This window comes from Chitinophaga chungangae (assembly GCF_017742215.1).
GTDB lineage: Bacteria > Bacteroidota > Bacteroidia > Chitinophagales > Chitinophagaceae > Chitinophaga > Chitinophaga chungangae.
Genome location: NZ_JAGHKP010000003.1, coordinates 884,026 through 898,395 on the forward strand (window position 1 = coordinate 884,026; position 14,370 = coordinate 898,395).

The following is a 14,370-nucleotide window of genomic DNA, read 5'->3' on the forward strand; positions in this document are numbered from 1 at the left end:
GGTTGTATGGGCAACAGTTATTTCCGGTTCAAACAGTTTACGGTAGAGCAGGCGGGCAGCGCCATGAAAGTGTGCACGGATGCATGCATCCAGGGCGCTTTTACAGCGGCTTTTGTGAAAAATGAAACGCGTGTGCTCGACATCGGCACAGGTACCGGGCTGCTAAGCCTTATGCTGGCGCAACAAAGCCCGGCGGCTATCGACGCGCTGGAGCTGGACGAAGCCGCGTACCGGCAGGCGCTTTCCAACTTCGAAGCTTCTCCCTGGCATCGCCGTTTGCGGGCCATCCATGCAGACGTGCAAAGTTACCGCCCTGAAATGCTTTATCCTTTCATCATCACCAACCCGCCCTTTTTCGAAAACGACCTCAAAAGCCCGGACAGTCGCAGGAATGCGGCGATGCACACCACCACGCTCGATTATGCCGCGCTGATGAACGCGATCCGGCGCCTGCTTTCACCCGGAGGGCGTTTCTCCGTATTGCTGCCCTGGGAAGGGTTTCAGCGTTTTTGCGGGATGGCGGAAGCGGTAGGTTTTACTTTGCAGGAACTGCTGGAAGTGCGTCAAACGCCCAGCCACGGCTTTTTTCGCGCGGCGGGCATATTCGGCGAAGGAGGGGAGCGGCGCGTGCGCCAAATGTCGGTGTACGATGCTGAAAAGCAATACACGCCGGAATTTACGGCTTTGCTGAAGGATTATTATCTCTACCTGTAGGCTGATTTACCCTGCCGTTTCTTTCACGACGCCTTTGGCGTATTCTTCCATGTACGCATACCGTTTGGTTAGCTGCCCGTCCTGCGTGATGGTGGCTTTGTCGATCATTTCGCTGTCGCTTTTCAGCAGGTCGTCGAAAATGTATTTCATGAGATGGTCCCCGAAAAACTGCGAAGCGTCGCGGGGCAGTTCGTTGGGCAGGTTGCCGACGGCCATCATGGTTACGGAGCCGTCTTCGTAAGGTGCCGTACGTTCGCGCGTGGCGCGGTTTACACCGTACACGGGATCTTCGATGGTGGCGTCGCCGAGGTTGCAGGGGATAGAGCCGTTCTGATCGTCGGTAATATCGGCGATCACTTTGATGCGGAAATTTTCTTTGGCAAGAGCTTCCCAGGTGAACAGCGGCTCGATCTTTTTATCCCAGTAAATGCCGTTCATGAGCACGTCGCTGCAGGTTACGTAGGGGAGGAACTTGCAGTCGTACAGTTCGGGATGGGCGTGGAAGTCTTCGCGGGAGTAGGTTTTATCCGTCCTGCGCAGGTACAGCTCGCCCGCTTTGAGTTGCGTGTATACGGGGTATTCGTAACTGTTGATGAGGAATTCTTCCGGCGGGATGTATTTGATGCCGAGCAGGCCCATTACTTCGAGGATGCCCGCCGTTACGCGCCCGGAGCCGGTTGCGACGATCTTCATGGGCGGGAGTTTTACCCCGAAATAATGCGTGATCAGTTCCTGGAAATCGTGGCATTCGTGTACGCGTTTGAAATCGAACAGGCCGGTGCGGCGGCCGTATTCCAGCAGCCCGTTGTGCGCGCCCACCACGCCGGCGAAGAAACCGAAGCCGAGGATGCGCTGCCCGTCCGCATGCACGAGGCATTCGTAGTCGATCAGCGTGATGCCTTTGTTGATGATGCTTTTCAACATGCCCTGGTTTTGCGGCTGGAGTTTTTTGGTATGGGAGAAAAAGAGGTATGTTTTGTGAGGGATGAGTTTGTCGGCCGGCACTTCCTTGATGCCCAGCAGGATGTTGCAATGGGAAAGGTCTTCGGCGAGTGTGATGCCGGCGGCGGCATATTCATCGTCTTTATAACAGCGGTGCGGCGAAGGCTGCACGGTGATCTGCACGTCGGGGTAATTGTTCATGATCCACTGGCATTGCAGCGGCGTGAAGGCAACGCGGTTGTCCAGCGGTTTTTTTTCTTCCCGGATGAGGCCTATGTGGAGTTGTGCCATGATTGTTTTTGGGTATGAAGGAATGCTGCAACATTACTGTAAATTTGCATTTTAGCAAAATAAGATGGAATACCTGGATCAATTGGAAGGGATACTGGGGGAAGAGGAACGTTACCCGATGCCCGAGTTGTTCAAAATGGAAATGCTTGCATTGGGCGAGCGGATGCTGGAATTGGAAATGGCCGCGACGCCTGAAGAGCGGGCGCAGTTTGAAAGCCGGATACGGGAGCTGATGGGCCGGCAGTTCCTGGAAGTGGTCGCGGATATAGCCGATTATGCCCGCGGCAAGGCCACAACGGCGCAGATCGGGCTGTTGAAAGGCTATTACGTGAAGCAAAAATATTGTTTGCGGATTATGGAGAGATTATCTACATTTGCATCCCGCGATCAGGTTTTCTAGCCTGAAAGCGATTGCCCAGATGGCGGAACTGGTAGACGCGCTAGACTCAAAATCTTGTTTCGGCAACGGAGTGCAGGTTCGATTCCTGTTCTGGGCACTGGATAAAATCCTGGTAATCAATAGATTATCAGGATTTTTTTTATTCCCCATGGTTCTGAGATTTGCCGTTTTTGTTTGTTTTCAATCACTTATTCCCGTTTTTGTGGGCACACAAGCTTGCACTTACATGGCACATCATTTGGCACACAAAAAAGAAAATGAAAGTCATAGTAACGCCGCGATTATCACGCGATCACAGCAAGATATTTTACTCCTTTGAGTGGGGAAGAAAGCAGGACAACGTATAGCCACCGGAGTATTTCCTATATGCATCCTGCGAATACGATTCAAAAGAGTTGCTGCCTGAGGCTTAAAAAATCCTCAACTTTGTTTTTTTTACGTCGACAGGTTACTCATGATAAAATAACAACACTTCAAAATTTTTCGTAAAATTATATCCTGTTCCTTCCAAAGTTAAATACGTAGGATCTTACACATGACAGTCCAAACATTACCATTCAGCACGCTTATCGCAATTGATCGACAATCTACAACTCCTATATTCACCCAACTCGCAAATGCCCTGATTGATTTAATCAAGAAAGGACAACTTAAGTCAGGCTATCAGTTGCCGGCGAGTAGAGATATGGCGTCCATGCTGAATTTAAATCGAACAACGGTTGTCGCTGCATACGAAGAATTACAGGCTCAAGGTTGGGCTGAAGCTATAAAACGAAAAGGGAATTTTGTTTCCATGCATTTACCCATTACCAGTCCAAAACCATTCCAAGACAATACGTTGGCCATGTCAACAGCCAAAGATCCTAACAGGTTTTACAGGACGATCGCTTCTCCACAATCCGGAACAAGGAAACTAAAGCCTCAACAACTGATGATCAACGATGGCTATCCTGATGCCAGAATTGCTCCGCTGGATTTGATCATTGACCGATACCGGTTTCTATCAAAAAGAGTGAATACCCATAACAAATTGCTCTCTGAAGGCTCACTTGGAAGCAATTCGTTGAGAACCGAGCTTGCCTTGTTTTTGTCAAAGACAAGAGCGTTGGATATAAACGCAGAGCAGGTTCTGGTGACTCATGGTGCACAATTAGCTATCTCCGTAGCAGCAAGTATGATCCTTCGGCCAGGCAGCCCGGTTATTGTTGGTGACATGAACTATGTTTTAGCAGACAGGCTTTTTGAGCAGTTGGGTGCCAAGCTTATTAAGGTCAAGGTAGATCAGGATGGGATCGATGTCGAGGCAATAGAGAACATCTGTAAACAATCAAGGCCGAGCCTTCTATATATCATTCCCCACCACCATCACCCCACAACGGTAACCCTAAGCGCAGAAAGACGGTTTAAGCTCTTAGATATCATTCGACGCTACCAGCTTCCTGTGATTGAAGATGATTACGATTATGATTTCCATTACGAGAACGCTCCGATATTGCCATTAGCCAGCGCAGAACACAGTGGTTATGTTCTCTACATAGGATCTATTTCCAAAACACTGGCGCCTACGATCAGGCTGGGATATCTAGTTGGAGGCGAAGATTTCGTGTGGCAGGCTTCTAAGCTTAAACAAGCGGTGGATATCCGTGGCGACGTGTTATTCGAAGAATCTGTTGCTCATCTGTTCACAACAGGCGAAATGCAGAGACATCTTAGAAGATCTGTGAAAGTCTATAAAAAGAGGCGAGATCAGTTCTGTGAGCTTCTTCAATCTTCTGTGGGAGACGTCGCCAAGTTCATCTCGCCGAAAGGTGGTATGGCTGTTTGGACCTTATTTGATCCCGGATATTCAATACCCGATCTCGCCGAAAGATTGGCGACCAAAGGTATTTATCTGAATGATGGAAGCCTTCACAAGTATAAAGATGACGTCAACGGGATCAGGTTAGGTTTTGCCTCCTTAAATACAAATGAAATGCAAACTTTTGCCCAGGCCCTTAAAAAATCCCGTTGAACAGACCTTTCGTATTTACAAACTATGTGATCGGTGTCATCTTTTGGGCGAGATGTGATTTGGGAAAACGTATGTTATTGGCTTTTTCTCCAGTCACTAAACTTGATCTTACCTGGGAAAAATTCACCTGAAGGCACCAACAAAGATCTCGGAATATCTTCGAACATGTACTTGTCATTGTCGTTAGCTTTTACTACCATATTTGATCGCTTCTCCCTCAGGTAACCTTCCACGAAATCACTCATCGTTCCGCGGTCTGGTCCAGCAATTTCTACTATCTTGTTTTTGGGCTCTTCCAGGCAAAACCTTACTATATAATCTACGACGTCTTCCAATGCAATAGGTTGGTAGTCAACTGTTGAAACCTGGACATTCTTCCCGTCCCCCTGAACGTCGATAATCGTGACTATATGTTCATGAAATTGAGTTGAACGGATAATGGTGTATGGTATGCCAGATTCGATTACGGCATCCTCTTGGTGTTTTTTAGCTCTAAGATACCCGATATGCTGTGCCCGATCTGTACCAACAATTGAAAGGACTAAATGATGCCTGATACCGGCGGCTTTTACCGCCTTAATCAGATTATTGGCTGCCGTCCTGAAAAAGTCCAAAGCTGTTTGTGCTTCAGGTGATTGAGAATTGGAAAGATCAATTACAACGTCAGTTCCGTCTAAAGCATTTGTAAGCCCTTCTCCCGTTAGAATATTGATACCGCTTGAAGGCGCTCCTACAACTATCTCATTGCCGGTATTTTTCAGTTTTTCACATACACCTTTACCTACCAGGCCCGTTCCTCCGATTACTAAGATCTTCATGATTAAAATATTTAAGTAGAAAATTTGTGATAAGAACAGACGCAATTAATAAGCAAAGCGGCTGCCATTTTCAAAATCAAAATAAGACATAAAAATGACGACCTTGGCCATCCACGAATCAGATTTTTGGCAGTCCAGACCTGGGTTCGGTTGGTAGCCCGCCATTTACTCAAGGCTGGGCACTCGGTGATCTTAGCCAATAGGACAGGGGGAGCATCTTTGAAGAGCTGGCCCAATTGCTGGGAGACGGCGCCAGCGCGGGAACAATTAACGAGGCGGCAAAGGCGGAGATTGTTCTACTGTCGCTTCCATGGTCGCAAGCGCCGGCGTTGAAGGATGTCACAGATTGGAACAGCAAGACTGTAATAGATGCAACGAAAGCAGAAAGACGTATCAAAGCCGTGATGAGTTAAAGTTACTAGCCAATTCATCTAAAGTAGCTCATCCATTACTATAATTTACTCAAATTCACCAAGAGCAAATCATTCACATCAACACTAAATGTCCGTGATAATTGTGTAATTCACACCGATAGGGAGAAAGAGTTAAAAAGCGAATAAAAATAGCTTCCCAGCCAAAAATCTGACAGAATTGATTTACAAATAATTGAAAACCAGAACGCTTTTGTTCCTGTTCTGGGCACAAGCTTTAAAAGGTCGGAGATTTTCTCCGGCTTTTTTTCTTTTATAAAAGGATGTGGCCACTGAATGATTTGTAATCCTGTTGGCAGCGAGTGAAGTATCACGCGATTTAAATTTGAAAAAAAATTGTATTTTGACGCCCCTGATCTGGTATGAAATCCCTAACCCCTCATGCCGTAAACACAGATTCCGATATGAAAAGAAGTGATTTTATTTCCCCGTTAGTCCTGCTGTCAGGGCTCTTTTTTGTTATGTGCCTGATATCATGCGGCAAAGATGGCGCCGTAGGGCCGCAAGGTCCTGCTGGTCCTCCAGGCCCGGCGGGCCCGGAAGGACCCAGAGGTGATAATACTTCCGGTACCGTGATCTATTCAGGATGGCTGGATGTGCCGTTTGAGCCGGATACCGTGCATTTAGCAGGCGGCGGTATTGATACGATCGGCTACTTTTCCGTTATCGACGCGCCTAAACTTACCCAAGAGCTGTTGAGTACCGCAGATGTAAAAGTGTACATTAACGCCAACGAAATAAGTGATCCTGTCATTTATCCGTTGCCTTACAATGCTCCATCCGGTCTGTATATACAGTTCTCGGCCTATGCGCAGGAAATTTCGTTATACTCCAATGGGGACCTGAGCACTGTAGTTTCCAACGGCAAGAAATATCAACAATTCCGATACATGATCGTGCCAGGCAATACCCTGGGAAGATCGGCCGCCGCAGTAAACTGGTCCGATTATGCCGCGGTAAAAGTGTATCTGGGGTTAAAAGACTAAAATGAAATGGCCGGACAAAGGCGCGCTAAAAGCCTTGTAAGTTAAACTTGCAAGGCTTTTTTATTATTGCCAAAATACTGTGGGACTGATCTTACAGAACATTGAATATTTGCAGTATTTTTTACGTTATACCCGGTAACAAACTGCGTTAATGTTCATCCCCGCACCAACGGAAGCAAAAAGCACAATATCCCCGGTTGAAAGCTGGTGTTCGGGGATCATATTTTTACTGACAAGATGGTACAGCGTAGGTACCGTGGCAACGGAGCTGTTGCCAAGCCAGTGAATGCTCATGGGCATTATATTTTCGGGAGGCGCCGTATTGTATAAAGCGTATAACCGCTTTACGATTTCTTCATCCATTTTCTCATTCGCCTGATGAATCAGGATTTTGTTGATGTCTTTTATTTGCAGACCGCTTTTTTCAACACAGTCTTTCATAGCCTGCGGTACATGTTTTAATGCGTATTCATAAACTTTTCTGCCCTTCATTTTAATAAACATAGCGTTACTGTCGCTGTATTTGTTGCTGATGCCCATATCAATATAATCCAGTTCATCGACACTATGCGTCAGCGCGCAACAGCCTAATATACCGGAACCATCAGCGCTGGTTTCCCGGTGTTCCATAACGACCGCTCCGGCGCCGTCGGCAAAAATCATGCTGTCCCGGTCGGAAAGGTCGATAACGCGGGATAACGTTTCTGCGCCAATTAACAATACCCTTTTCGACATTCCCGCCTGAAAATATGCATGGGCCTGGATAACAGAATGCACCCAGCCCGGGCAACCCACCAATACATCATAAGCAATACACGCAGGGTTCTGTATGTTCAAAAGGTGCTTTACCCGGCAGGCGACCGAGGGTACGTTTTGTGATTGTATGCTGCCGTGGCTTACGTCCCCAAAATTATGGGAGACAACGATCTGGTCAAGTGTCTCGGGATCAATTTTACTATCCTCCAGCGCTTTCCTTCCGGCCTCCGCCGCCATATCAGAAGTGTTTATGGCTTTAGGGGCGTAGCGCCTTTCACTTATCCCCGTAATTTTTCTGAATTTGTCGATCGTTACGCCTACGCTTTCCGGATGAGGCTTTCCCGTCGTTTCGTAAAAAGTATATTCTGAAAAATGCTCGTTTTTTAGAATATCTTCCGGTATATAAGCCCCTGTGCCGATGATAACTGATGACATATGCTTTTGCTGCTTTTTATATGGTTTACCTTTCGCAAAGCTGATTAAAAGTGCTAGTTGCAAATTTTGAAACGACAGCCGGGAGCAGGTGAAAACACCTTGCCCGCCTGTCGTCCAAACAGCTTGTATCAGCTCGTTAAAGGTAACACATATCCGGTAATGTATGAATGATTAAATGAGTCACAGTAAAACGTTATCGAACTGCCGTACTGTTTAACGCCGGATGTTGTTAAGAATTTGCGCAATCCGTATCTTGCTTACTATAAAATAAAATATACCAGGACGCTAAAATATCATAAGGTATGGACACCTCCGATAAACATAATCAGCGTATCGCAAAAATGACCTTCGCCTCGGTTTATCCCATGTATGTCGAAAAGGTCGAGAAAAAAGGCAGAACCAAAGAAGAATTACACCAGGTGATTGAATGGCTGACCGGCTTCAACAATAAAAAACTGCAGGAACTGATCGACGAAAAGGTAACTTTTGAAACGTTCTTCCAGCGGGCTACATTAAACCCCAATGCGGAACTGATTACCGGCATGATCTGCGGGTATCGCATCGAAGAGATCGATAATCCCCTGACGAAGCGGGCCCGTTACCTGGATAAGCTCGTGGATGAGCTGGCGAAAGGCAGGAAAATGGAGAAAATCCTGCGCGGATCGTAGCTAACGCCCCGATTATGATTTTTGCTTAGTTTCCGGCGAGAGCCGTCTGATATGTCCTCTATATGACTTTCATCAGTTTATCCAAAATAAAGGATAAAAAACTCTTTTTTTAAAAGATAGCCCTTAACTTTGTTGCTGTAAAAAGGAACGAATGTTTTCAAAAACCTGTGAGTACGCCATCCGCGCGATGATTTACATCGCGCAAAAATCGAAGGACGGCAGCAAGGTGGGCATTAAAGAAATTGCGAAGGGGATCGATTCGCCGGAACATTTTATTGCCAAGATCCTGCAGGACCTGGGCAGGAAAAAACTGCTGCAATCCATGAAAGGGCCGAACGGGGGATTTTACCTGGATGCCGCGGGACTGAAACATTCCATCGCCGATATCGTAAAAGTGGTGGATGGCGACCAGCTTTTTACCGGCTGCGGGCTCGGGCTGAAACAATGCTCCGAATCGCATCCCTGCCCCATACACCACGAATTTAAATCAGTAAGAAAAGATATCCAGGCCATGCTCGAAAAAACAAAACTGGGCGAATTCACCGATGCGCTGGAGAAAAGCCTCACTTTCCTGAAACGATAAATTTTTTAAAATCATAATAAAAGATAAAAAGGTATTAATATCTACATCATGGAACCGCACACGTTTCTAAAACGATTTCCCCCGCTTCTTTTCCTGGGCATCCTGCCCGCAATTCCCGCAGCAGCGCAGCAGGCCGCGCCTTCCAACTTTTCTTTCGCCTCCGGCGAAGCCCTTACCTGGATGCTTTTGATATTCATGCTCGCGATGCTTTTCGCGGTGCTGGTATTAAAACAAAAAGTAAGCAACGCACGGAACAGCTATAAAAAGAAAAACGCCGGAGAACAGGCCCGTCAACTGGAAGAACACACCCGTCACCTCAACAGCGAACAGATCGGCAAACTGATCGAGCTGAAAAAACATTGCGGCCGCGCTACCGCGATTTTGCTCCTGCTGTTCACCGCCGCTTTGTCTGTAATGCCCGCCGGGAGCCTGCTGGCGCAGAATGCCGGCGCGCCCGCGAAGTCTTCCCTGTTAAGCGAAACTGGCATCCTGATCACCATCGTACTGCTGGTATTGCCGATACTCGCCGCCATCATCATCCTGATCGCGAAAGTGATGAACACGCTCGACCAGGCGAGGAACCAGCGGAACCTCGAAGAGGCCGGAAAACTCGCCGCCCATCTCCGCGCGCTGCCGGAAGAAATGATCGATACGGAACTGAGAAAACGAAAAGCCGCGCTGGATTATAAGCTCAGTCACCGCGAGCTCTCCGGTACACAAACCGCCGCAGACGAAAAAGGACTGCTTCACCTGAACGGTGAAACCGGCCTGCCGATCGTCGCCCTCAAAAAGAAAGCGCTTCCCCGGCCCAATATCGACCCGGCGCTGTCACGGCTCATTTGCTGGTATCTCGGCTTCGCCGCCTTCTGGCTATTGTTCGGCACAACGGTGGGAGAATACGTCGGAATAAAATTCGTTGCCCCCGATGCGGACCATGTAAGCTGGCTGAGTTTCGGCCGGTTGCGCCCGGTGCACACCAATGCAGTGTTCTGGGGCTGGGCTTCGCTGGGCATGTTGGGCCTGGGGTATTACGTGGTGCCGCGCGTAAGTAATACGAAACTCGCCAATATCCGTTACGGATGGTACGCACTTGGGCTGATCAACGCCGCGGTGGTGCTGGGAACGGTGTGCCTCATGGCCGGCGTCAACAACGGCGGCGGCGAATACCGCGAATACATTTGGCCGGTGATGGTCCTGTTCGCCGCGGGCATCGTGTTTACGCTGGTGAGTTTTTTGCGCACCATCGCACGGCGCGCCACCAAGGAGATCTACATCTCCAACTGGTACATCGTGGCTTCTATCATTTTTGCGATCGTTATTACCGTCGTCGCTTACGTTCCTTACTGGCAGAACGGTTTGGGCGAAACCATCGTGCAGGGTTATTACATGCACCAGGGCGTGGGCATGTGGTTTATGCTTTTTACGCTGGGGATCGTGTATTATTTCCTGCCGCAGCAGCTCAACAAACCGATCTATTCCTACAGCCTCGGCATTCTCGCCTTCTGGACGCAGATCCTGTTCTACACGCTGATCGGCACGCACCACTTCGTGTTCAGTTCCATCCCGTGGTGGCTGCAAACGGTGGCTATCGTGGGCAGCGCGGGCATGGCGATACCCGTTATCGCCGGCACGACCAATTTTTTAATGACTTTCAAAGGCGCATGGTATAAGGTGAAAGACAGCTACACGCTCCCTTTTTTCCTGGTGGGCATCGTCTTTTATTTTACCGGTTCCATGCAGGGCACGGCGGAAGCTTTCCGCAATACCAACCTTATCTGGCACTTTACGGACTTCACGGTGGCGCACTCGCATCTTACGATGTACGGCATCATCTGTTTTTTCCTTTGGGCCGGGATCTATGCGATCGTTCCGCGGCTGACCGGCAAAGAAGCGCCGCAGATCACTATCGGTGCGCATTTCTGGCTCGCGCTGATCGGGCTGATGTTTTACACGGTGCCGCTGATGTATGGCAGCACGCTGAAAGGACTGATGTGGATCGAAGGCAAACCGTTTATCGAAAGCGTGGTGATGATGGCGCCTTACTGGCTGTGGCGTGCTATCGGCGGCAGTCTTATGTGGCTCTCTCATCTCTTCTTTGCCTACAACATGTATAAAATGATGACGAACACGTACGTAGTGGACGTTCGTGAAACCGCCATTCAGAAACTGCACGATTCTACCGTGCCTGCTCAACCGATCGTATAAAACATTAATCGCGAAAACATGGAATTTTTTGACAATCATAAAAAACTGTTCGGCGCCGCCACGGTATTTTTCGTGGGATTGACCATACTGGTGGCCATTATGCCCGCCGTCCGCAACCAGGAAAACAACCAGCCCCTGCCCGACGCAGTGCCGCTGAATGCGCAGGCCGTGAGAGGCAAGGCGGTATTCGTCGCCAATGGTTGCGTGGCCTGTCATACCCAGCAGGTAAGGAATGTAGACATGGATAAAACCTGGGGCAGCCGCCCGAGCCTTGCCGCGGATTATGCAGGCTTCACCCGCACCGACGCATGGCGCAACACCGCCACGCTGATGGGAACGGAACGCACCGGCCCGGACCTGACGGACGTTGGCAACCGCCAGCCCAGCCGCGACTGGAACCTCGTGCACCTGTACAATCCCCGCATCGTTGTGGGCGAATCCATTATGCCCGCCTATACCTGGCTGTTCGACATCAAAAAAGAGCCGGATACCTCTGATGTAGTGGTAAATGTACCGGCAAAATACCTGCACGGTGAAGAAGGAAAAGTGATCGCCACGCAGGATGCCCTCGACCTGATCGTTTACCTGCAATCGCTCAAACAGGCCAAACTGCCCGATGGCACGGAAGCGCCCGCTTTCCTGTATAAAAAAGAAGAAAAGAAAAAAACCGGCGACGGCAAGGCCGCGCCAGACGGCATGGCACTTTACACGGCCAGCTGCCAAAGCTGCCACCAGGCCAACGGGGAAGGGTTGCCCGGCGCGTTCCCCGCCCTGAAAGCAAGCCCGGTTGTAACCGGAGACAATCTCGAACTATACGTGGACATTATCCTGAACGGTTACGACGCACGCCCGGAATATGGCGTAATGCCGCCGGTAGGCGCCAATATGGAATGGACGGAGTACGAAGTGGCGGCGGTGATCAACCACGAGCGCAGCAGCTGGGGCAACAATGCGAAACAGGTAACGCCCGAAGAAATCAGGAAGATCATGGATTTTGTAAAACAAAAAACCGCCCGGTAATGAAAAGACTTTTTCTGACAATATCGCTGCTGCTGCTGGTCGTATGGGCATTCGCCTGCCCGGTCTGCGAGCGCAACCAGCCCAAAGTGCTGAGCGGCATCACGCACGGCGCCGGCCCCGAAAGCCGCTGGGATTACGTGATCGTATGGGCAACGGTGGCCATCGTGTTATGCACCCTCTTTTTTTCAGTGAAATGGCTGGTACGTCCTGGTGAACGGTCTGGCCGGCACATTAAACGATTCATTTTAAACAACGAATAAGATGAGCGACAAAAGCACCATATTCATTTTTATCGACGAAGATACGAGGCCCATCGTCGAAGTGCAATCTCCCGTGAGCTTTGAGCTGGATACCCGGAAACTTCCCGACGGCGAGCATGTATTGAAGATCGTCAGCAAAGATCCGTCCGGCAAGGAGGGCATCCGCAAGATCCCGTTCGTGGTGCGCAACGGCCCGGCCATCGCGATAGAAGGAATGAAGGAAAACGCGGTGGTAGACGGTGTGCTGCCGCTGATGATCAACGCGTACGGCAAAGGCGACCAGAAATCGTTCCTGATCGACGGCAGCGAAACGCCGCAAAGCATTCCCTGGTGGGTGTGGACGCTGATCATCGGTTTTGCCGGCTGGGCCTTGTTTTACCTGGTCCGTTATTTTTCAATCGTACAATAACATCACGATGAACGCAAAAAAGGAGATCGCGGCGATGGAGGATATCCGGTTGCTGGTAGATACATTTTACGGAAAGGTGCGTATAGACCCTTTGCTGGGCGGCATATTCAACGGCGTGATCAAAGACCGCTGGCCGCAGCACCTCGAAAAGATGTACAGTTTCTGGCAAACCGTGCTGCTGGGGGTACATACGTATTACGGCAGTCCCTTTCCGCCCCATGCGCAGCTGCCTGTGGAGCAAAAACATTTCGATGCCTGGCTGAAGCTGTGGCACGAGACCGTCGACGAACATTTCACCGGCAAAAAGGCTGCCGAGGCCAAATGGCGGGGAGACAAGATGGCGGTGATGTTCCTTTCCAAGATCGGATATTACCGCAATAACCCGGCGAAGCCGTTATTATGAAAAAAAACGTACAACAACCTGTTGCGGTCGCCTGCCTGTTTACCTGGCCCGGTTTTGTATGCGCGATCAGTTTTATGCTTTTTATCGCCGGGATATCATTTTTTGAACAATCTTAAACAGAACAAAATGAACATTTCCAAAGAAGATATTATCGGCGCCGTAGTGGCCGCAGATTACCGCGCGGCAAGCGTATTTGAACTGGCAGGCGTCGATTTTTGCTGCAATGGCAACCGCAGCATCGAAACGGCTTGCAACGAAAAAGGAATTGCCACGGAGGACCTCGTGCGCCGTTTGCAGCAAACCCTGGACGCTCCAGCCGCCGTGGGAAACATCGACTATGCCTCCTGGCCGCCGGACCTGCTGGCCGATTTTATCGAGAAAAAACACCACCGGTACGTAACCGCGCAGGTGCCCGTGATACAATCACTCCTCGAAAAGATCGTTCGCGTGCACGGAGACAGGCACCCCGAACTGGCGGAAATAAAAACCGAGTTCGACGCCTGCGCCGGCGAGCTTACCGCGCATATGAAAAAGGAAGAACTGATGCTTTTCCCTTTCATCCGCAAAATGACGGTGGCCAACCAGGCGGGGAACCATGGCATATCCGCCGCTTTCGGTTCCATCAGGAATCCCATAAACGTAATGATACACGAGCACGATACCGAAGGCGAACGTTTCCGCAGGATCAGGCAGCTCAGTAACGGGTACACGGTGCCGGAAGACGCCTGCGGCACTTACCGCGCGGCGTTCGCCACACTGCAGGCATTCGCGGAAGACCTGCACCTGCATATCCATCTTGAAAACAACATCCTGTTCCCGAAATCCGTCGAAATGGAACGGACGCGTTAAAATCACAGGAAATGAAAAGGCGGCTGGCCGATGCGGTAGACCATCATATCCGTTTCGAAGAAAGAATGTTATTCCCTCACATCGAAACGGTAATGCCGGCGGATAAACTCGCCGAAACAGGCGCGCGTTTGCAGCAATCGCACCAGGCCGTCACAAAAGACGATTACCCCGATGAGTTCTGGACATAAA

The 14,370-nt window shown here is 49.6% G+C and carries 17 protein-coding genes and 1 tRNA gene; 15 read left to right on the top strand and 3 right to left on the bottom strand.

Annotation, left to right across the window (positions count from 1 at the left end; translation table 11 throughout):
* Positions 1–6: 6 nt before the first annotated feature.
* The gene (locus J7I43_RS17950; protein ID WP_209147233.1) at positions 7–714 is read left to right on the top strand and encodes a tRNA1(Val) (adenine(37)-N6)-methyltransferase; all 708 of its coding nucleotides are present in this window, start codon (positions 7–9) and stop codon (positions 712–714) included.
* 6 nt (positions 715–720) lie between these two features.
* On the opposite strand, the gene J7I43_RS17955 is transcribed toward J7I43_RS17950, so the two are convergent.
* Positions 721–1,947, bottom strand: a complete 1,227-nt coding sequence (locus tag J7I43_RS17955; RefSeq protein WP_209147234.1) for an NAD(P)-dependent oxidoreductase — start codon at positions 1,945–1,947, stop codon at positions 721–723.
* A 64-nt stretch (positions 1,948–2,011) separates the two neighbouring features.
* On the opposite strand from J7I43_RS17955, the gene J7I43_RS17960 reads away from it, so the two are divergent.
* The 3 genes from J7I43_RS17960 to J7I43_RS17970 all read left to right on the top strand — a co-directional run bounded on the left by J7I43_RS17960 (position 2,012) and on the right by J7I43_RS17970 (position 4,358).
* Entirely contained in the window at positions 2,012–2,347 is a 336-nt protein-coding gene (locus J7I43_RS17960; protein ID WP_209147235.1) for a hypothetical protein, read from the top strand.
* 13 nt (positions 2,348–2,360) lie between these two features.
* Positions 2,361–2,444, top strand: a tRNA-Leu gene (locus tag J7I43_RS17965).
* 438 nt (positions 2,445–2,882) lie between these two features.
* Positions 2,883–4,358 (top strand): aminotransferase-like domain-containing protein, encoded by a 1,476-nt coding sequence (locus J7I43_RS17970; protein ID WP_209147236.1) that lies wholly within the window; start codon positions 2,883–2,885, stop codon positions 4,356–4,358.
* Between the two features lie 74 nt (positions 4,359–4,432).
* On the opposite strand, the gene J7I43_RS17975 is transcribed toward J7I43_RS17970, so the two are convergent.
* Positions 4,433–5,176: an SDR family oxidoreductase gene (locus J7I43_RS17975; protein ID WP_209147237.1), complete on the bottom strand. Its 744-nt coding sequence runs from the start codon at positions 5,174–5,176 to the stop codon at positions 4,433–4,435.
* Positions 5,177–5,403: 227 nt separating this feature from the next.
* Here J7I43_RS17975 and J7I43_RS25050 point away from each other — a divergent pair, with 227 nt between their 5' ends.
* Both J7I43_RS25050 and J7I43_RS17985 read left to right on the top strand, forming a co-directional pair.
* On the top strand, positions 5,404–5,589 hold the full coding sequence (locus tag J7I43_RS25050; RefSeq protein ID WP_378108793.1) for a Rossmann-fold NAD(P)-binding domain-containing protein: 186 nt from the start codon (positions 5,404–5,406) through the stop codon (positions 5,587–5,589).
* 422 nt (positions 5,590–6,011) lie between these two features.
* Positions 6,012–6,593: a hypothetical protein gene (locus J7I43_RS17985; RefSeq protein WP_209147239.1), complete on the top strand. Its 582-nt coding sequence runs from the start codon at positions 6,012–6,014 to the stop codon at positions 6,591–6,593.
* A gap of 126 nt (positions 6,594–6,719) precedes the next feature.
* Here J7I43_RS17985 and J7I43_RS17990 read toward each other — a convergent pair whose 3' ends face one another.
* Positions 6,720–7,847: a 3-oxoacyl-ACP synthase III family protein gene (locus J7I43_RS17990; protein ID WP_209147240.1), complete on the bottom strand. Its 1,128-nt coding sequence runs from the start codon at positions 7,845–7,847 to the stop codon at positions 6,720–6,722.
* A gap of 239 nt (positions 7,848–8,086) precedes the next feature.
* Here J7I43_RS17990 and J7I43_RS17995 point away from each other — a divergent pair, with 239 nt between their 5' ends.
* The 9 genes from J7I43_RS17995 (at position 8,087) to J7I43_RS18035 (ending at position 14,369) form a co-directional block, all read left to right on the top strand.
* On the top strand, positions 8,087–8,452 hold the full coding sequence (locus J7I43_RS17995; protein WP_209147241.1) for a DUF2200 domain-containing protein: 366 nt from the start codon (positions 8,087–8,089) through the stop codon (positions 8,450–8,452).
* A gap of 151 nt (positions 8,453–8,603) precedes the next feature.
* A complete protein-coding gene (locus J7I43_RS18000; protein ID WP_209147242.1) occupies positions 8,604–9,035 on the top strand; it encodes an RrF2 family transcriptional regulator in 432 nt (143 codons plus the stop codon).
* Between the two features lie 48 nt (positions 9,036–9,083).
* Positions 9,084–11,240 carry a cbb3-type cytochrome c oxidase subunit I gene (locus tag J7I43_RS18005; protein WP_209147243.1) on the top strand — a complete coding sequence of 719 codons (2,157 nt, stop codon included), beginning with the start codon at positions 9,084–9,086 and terminating at the stop codon, positions 11,238–11,240.
* 18 nt (positions 11,241–11,258) lie between these two features.
* Positions 11,259–12,260 carry a cbb3-type cytochrome c oxidase subunit II gene (locus J7I43_RS25090; protein WP_209147244.1) on the top strand — a complete coding sequence of 334 codons (1,002 nt, stop codon included), beginning with the start codon at positions 11,259–11,261 and terminating at the stop codon, positions 12,258–12,260.
* Positions 12,260–12,520 carry a hypothetical protein gene (locus J7I43_RS18015; protein WP_209147245.1) on the top strand — a complete coding sequence of 87 codons (261 nt, stop codon included), beginning with the start codon at positions 12,260–12,262 and terminating at the stop codon, positions 12,518–12,520. Before J7I43_RS25090 ends, J7I43_RS18015 begins: the two co-directional genes overlap by 1 nt.
* Before the next feature lies 1 nt (position 12,521).
* The gene (locus J7I43_RS18020) at positions 12,522–12,929 is read left to right on the top strand and encodes a hypothetical protein (RefSeq protein WP_209147246.1); all 408 of its coding nucleotides are present in this window, start codon (positions 12,522–12,524) and stop codon (positions 12,927–12,929) included.
* Between the two features lie 7 nt (positions 12,930–12,936).
* Positions 12,937–13,332: a group III truncated hemoglobin gene (locus J7I43_RS18025; protein WP_209147247.1), complete on the top strand. Its 396-nt coding sequence runs from the start codon at positions 12,937–12,939 to the stop codon at positions 13,330–13,332.
* 126 nt (positions 13,333–13,458) lie between these two features.
* Positions 13,459–14,181 (top strand): iron-sulfur cluster repair di-iron protein, encoded by a 723-nt coding sequence (ric, locus tag J7I43_RS18030; protein WP_209147248.1) that lies wholly within the window; start codon positions 13,459–13,461, stop codon positions 14,179–14,181.
* Positions 14,182–14,192: 11 nt separating this feature from the next.
* Entirely contained in the window at positions 14,193–14,369 is a 177-nt protein-coding gene (locus tag J7I43_RS18035; protein ID WP_209147249.1) for a hypothetical protein, read from the top strand.
* Position 14,370: the final 1 nt, after the last annotated feature.

What these genes read in the sequence shown, in the direction of transcription:
- J7I43_RS18000 (WP_209147242.1), top strand. Translation starts at nt 8,604, where the DNA reads ATGTTTTCAAAAACCTGTGAGTACGCCATCCGCGCGATGATTTACATC.
- J7I43_RS17985 (WP_209147239.1), top strand. Translation starts at nt 6,012, where the DNA reads ATGAAAAGAAGTGATTTTATTTCCCCGTTAGTCCTGCTGTCAGGGCTC.
- J7I43_RS18025 (WP_209147247.1), top strand. Translation starts at nt 12,937, where the DNA reads ATGAACGCAAAAAAGGAGATCGCGGCGATGGAGGATATCCGGTTGCTG.
- ric (WP_209147248.1), top strand. Translation starts at nt 13,459, where the DNA reads ATGAACATTTCCAAAGAAGATATTATCGGCGCCGTAGTGGCCGCAGAT.
- J7I43_RS17960 (WP_209147235.1), top strand. Translation starts at nt 2,012, where the DNA reads ATGGAATACCTGGATCAATTGGAAGGGATACTGGGGGAAGAGGAACGT.
- J7I43_RS25090 (WP_209147244.1), top strand. Translation starts at nt 11,259, where the DNA reads ATGGAATTTTTTGACAATCATAAAAAACTGTTCGGCGCCGCCACGGTA.
- J7I43_RS18005 (WP_209147243.1), top strand. Translation starts at nt 9,084, where the DNA reads ATGGAACCGCACACGTTTCTAAAACGATTTCCCCCGCTTCTTTTCCTG.
- J7I43_RS17955 (WP_209147234.1), bottom strand. Translation starts at nt 1,947, where the DNA reads ATGGCACAACTCCACATAGGCCTCATCCGGGAAGAAAAAAAACCGCTG.
- J7I43_RS17995 (WP_209147241.1), top strand. Translation starts at nt 8,087, where the DNA reads ATGGACACCTCCGATAAACATAATCAGCGTATCGCAAAAATGACCTTC.
- J7I43_RS17975 (WP_209147237.1), bottom strand. Translation starts at nt 5,176, where the DNA reads ATGAAGATCTTAGTAATCGGAGGAACGGGCCTGGTAGGTAAAGGTGTA.
- J7I43_RS17950 (WP_209147233.1), top strand. Translation starts at nt 7, where the DNA reads ATGGGCAACAGTTATTTCCGGTTCAAACAGTTTACGGTAGAGCAGGCG.
- J7I43_RS18015 (WP_209147245.1), top strand. Translation starts at nt 12,260, where the DNA reads ATGAAAAGACTTTTTCTGACAATATCGCTGCTGCTGCTGGTCGTATGG.
- J7I43_RS17970 (WP_209147236.1), top strand. Translation starts at nt 2,883, where the DNA reads ATGACAGTCCAAACATTACCATTCAGCACGCTTATCGCAATTGATCGA.
- J7I43_RS18035 (WP_209147249.1), top strand. Translation starts at nt 14,193, where the DNA reads ATGAAAAGGCGGCTGGCCGATGCGGTAGACCATCATATCCGTTTCGAA.
- J7I43_RS18020 (WP_209147246.1), top strand. Translation starts at nt 12,522, where the DNA reads ATGAGCGACAAAAGCACCATATTCATTTTTATCGACGAAGATACGAGG.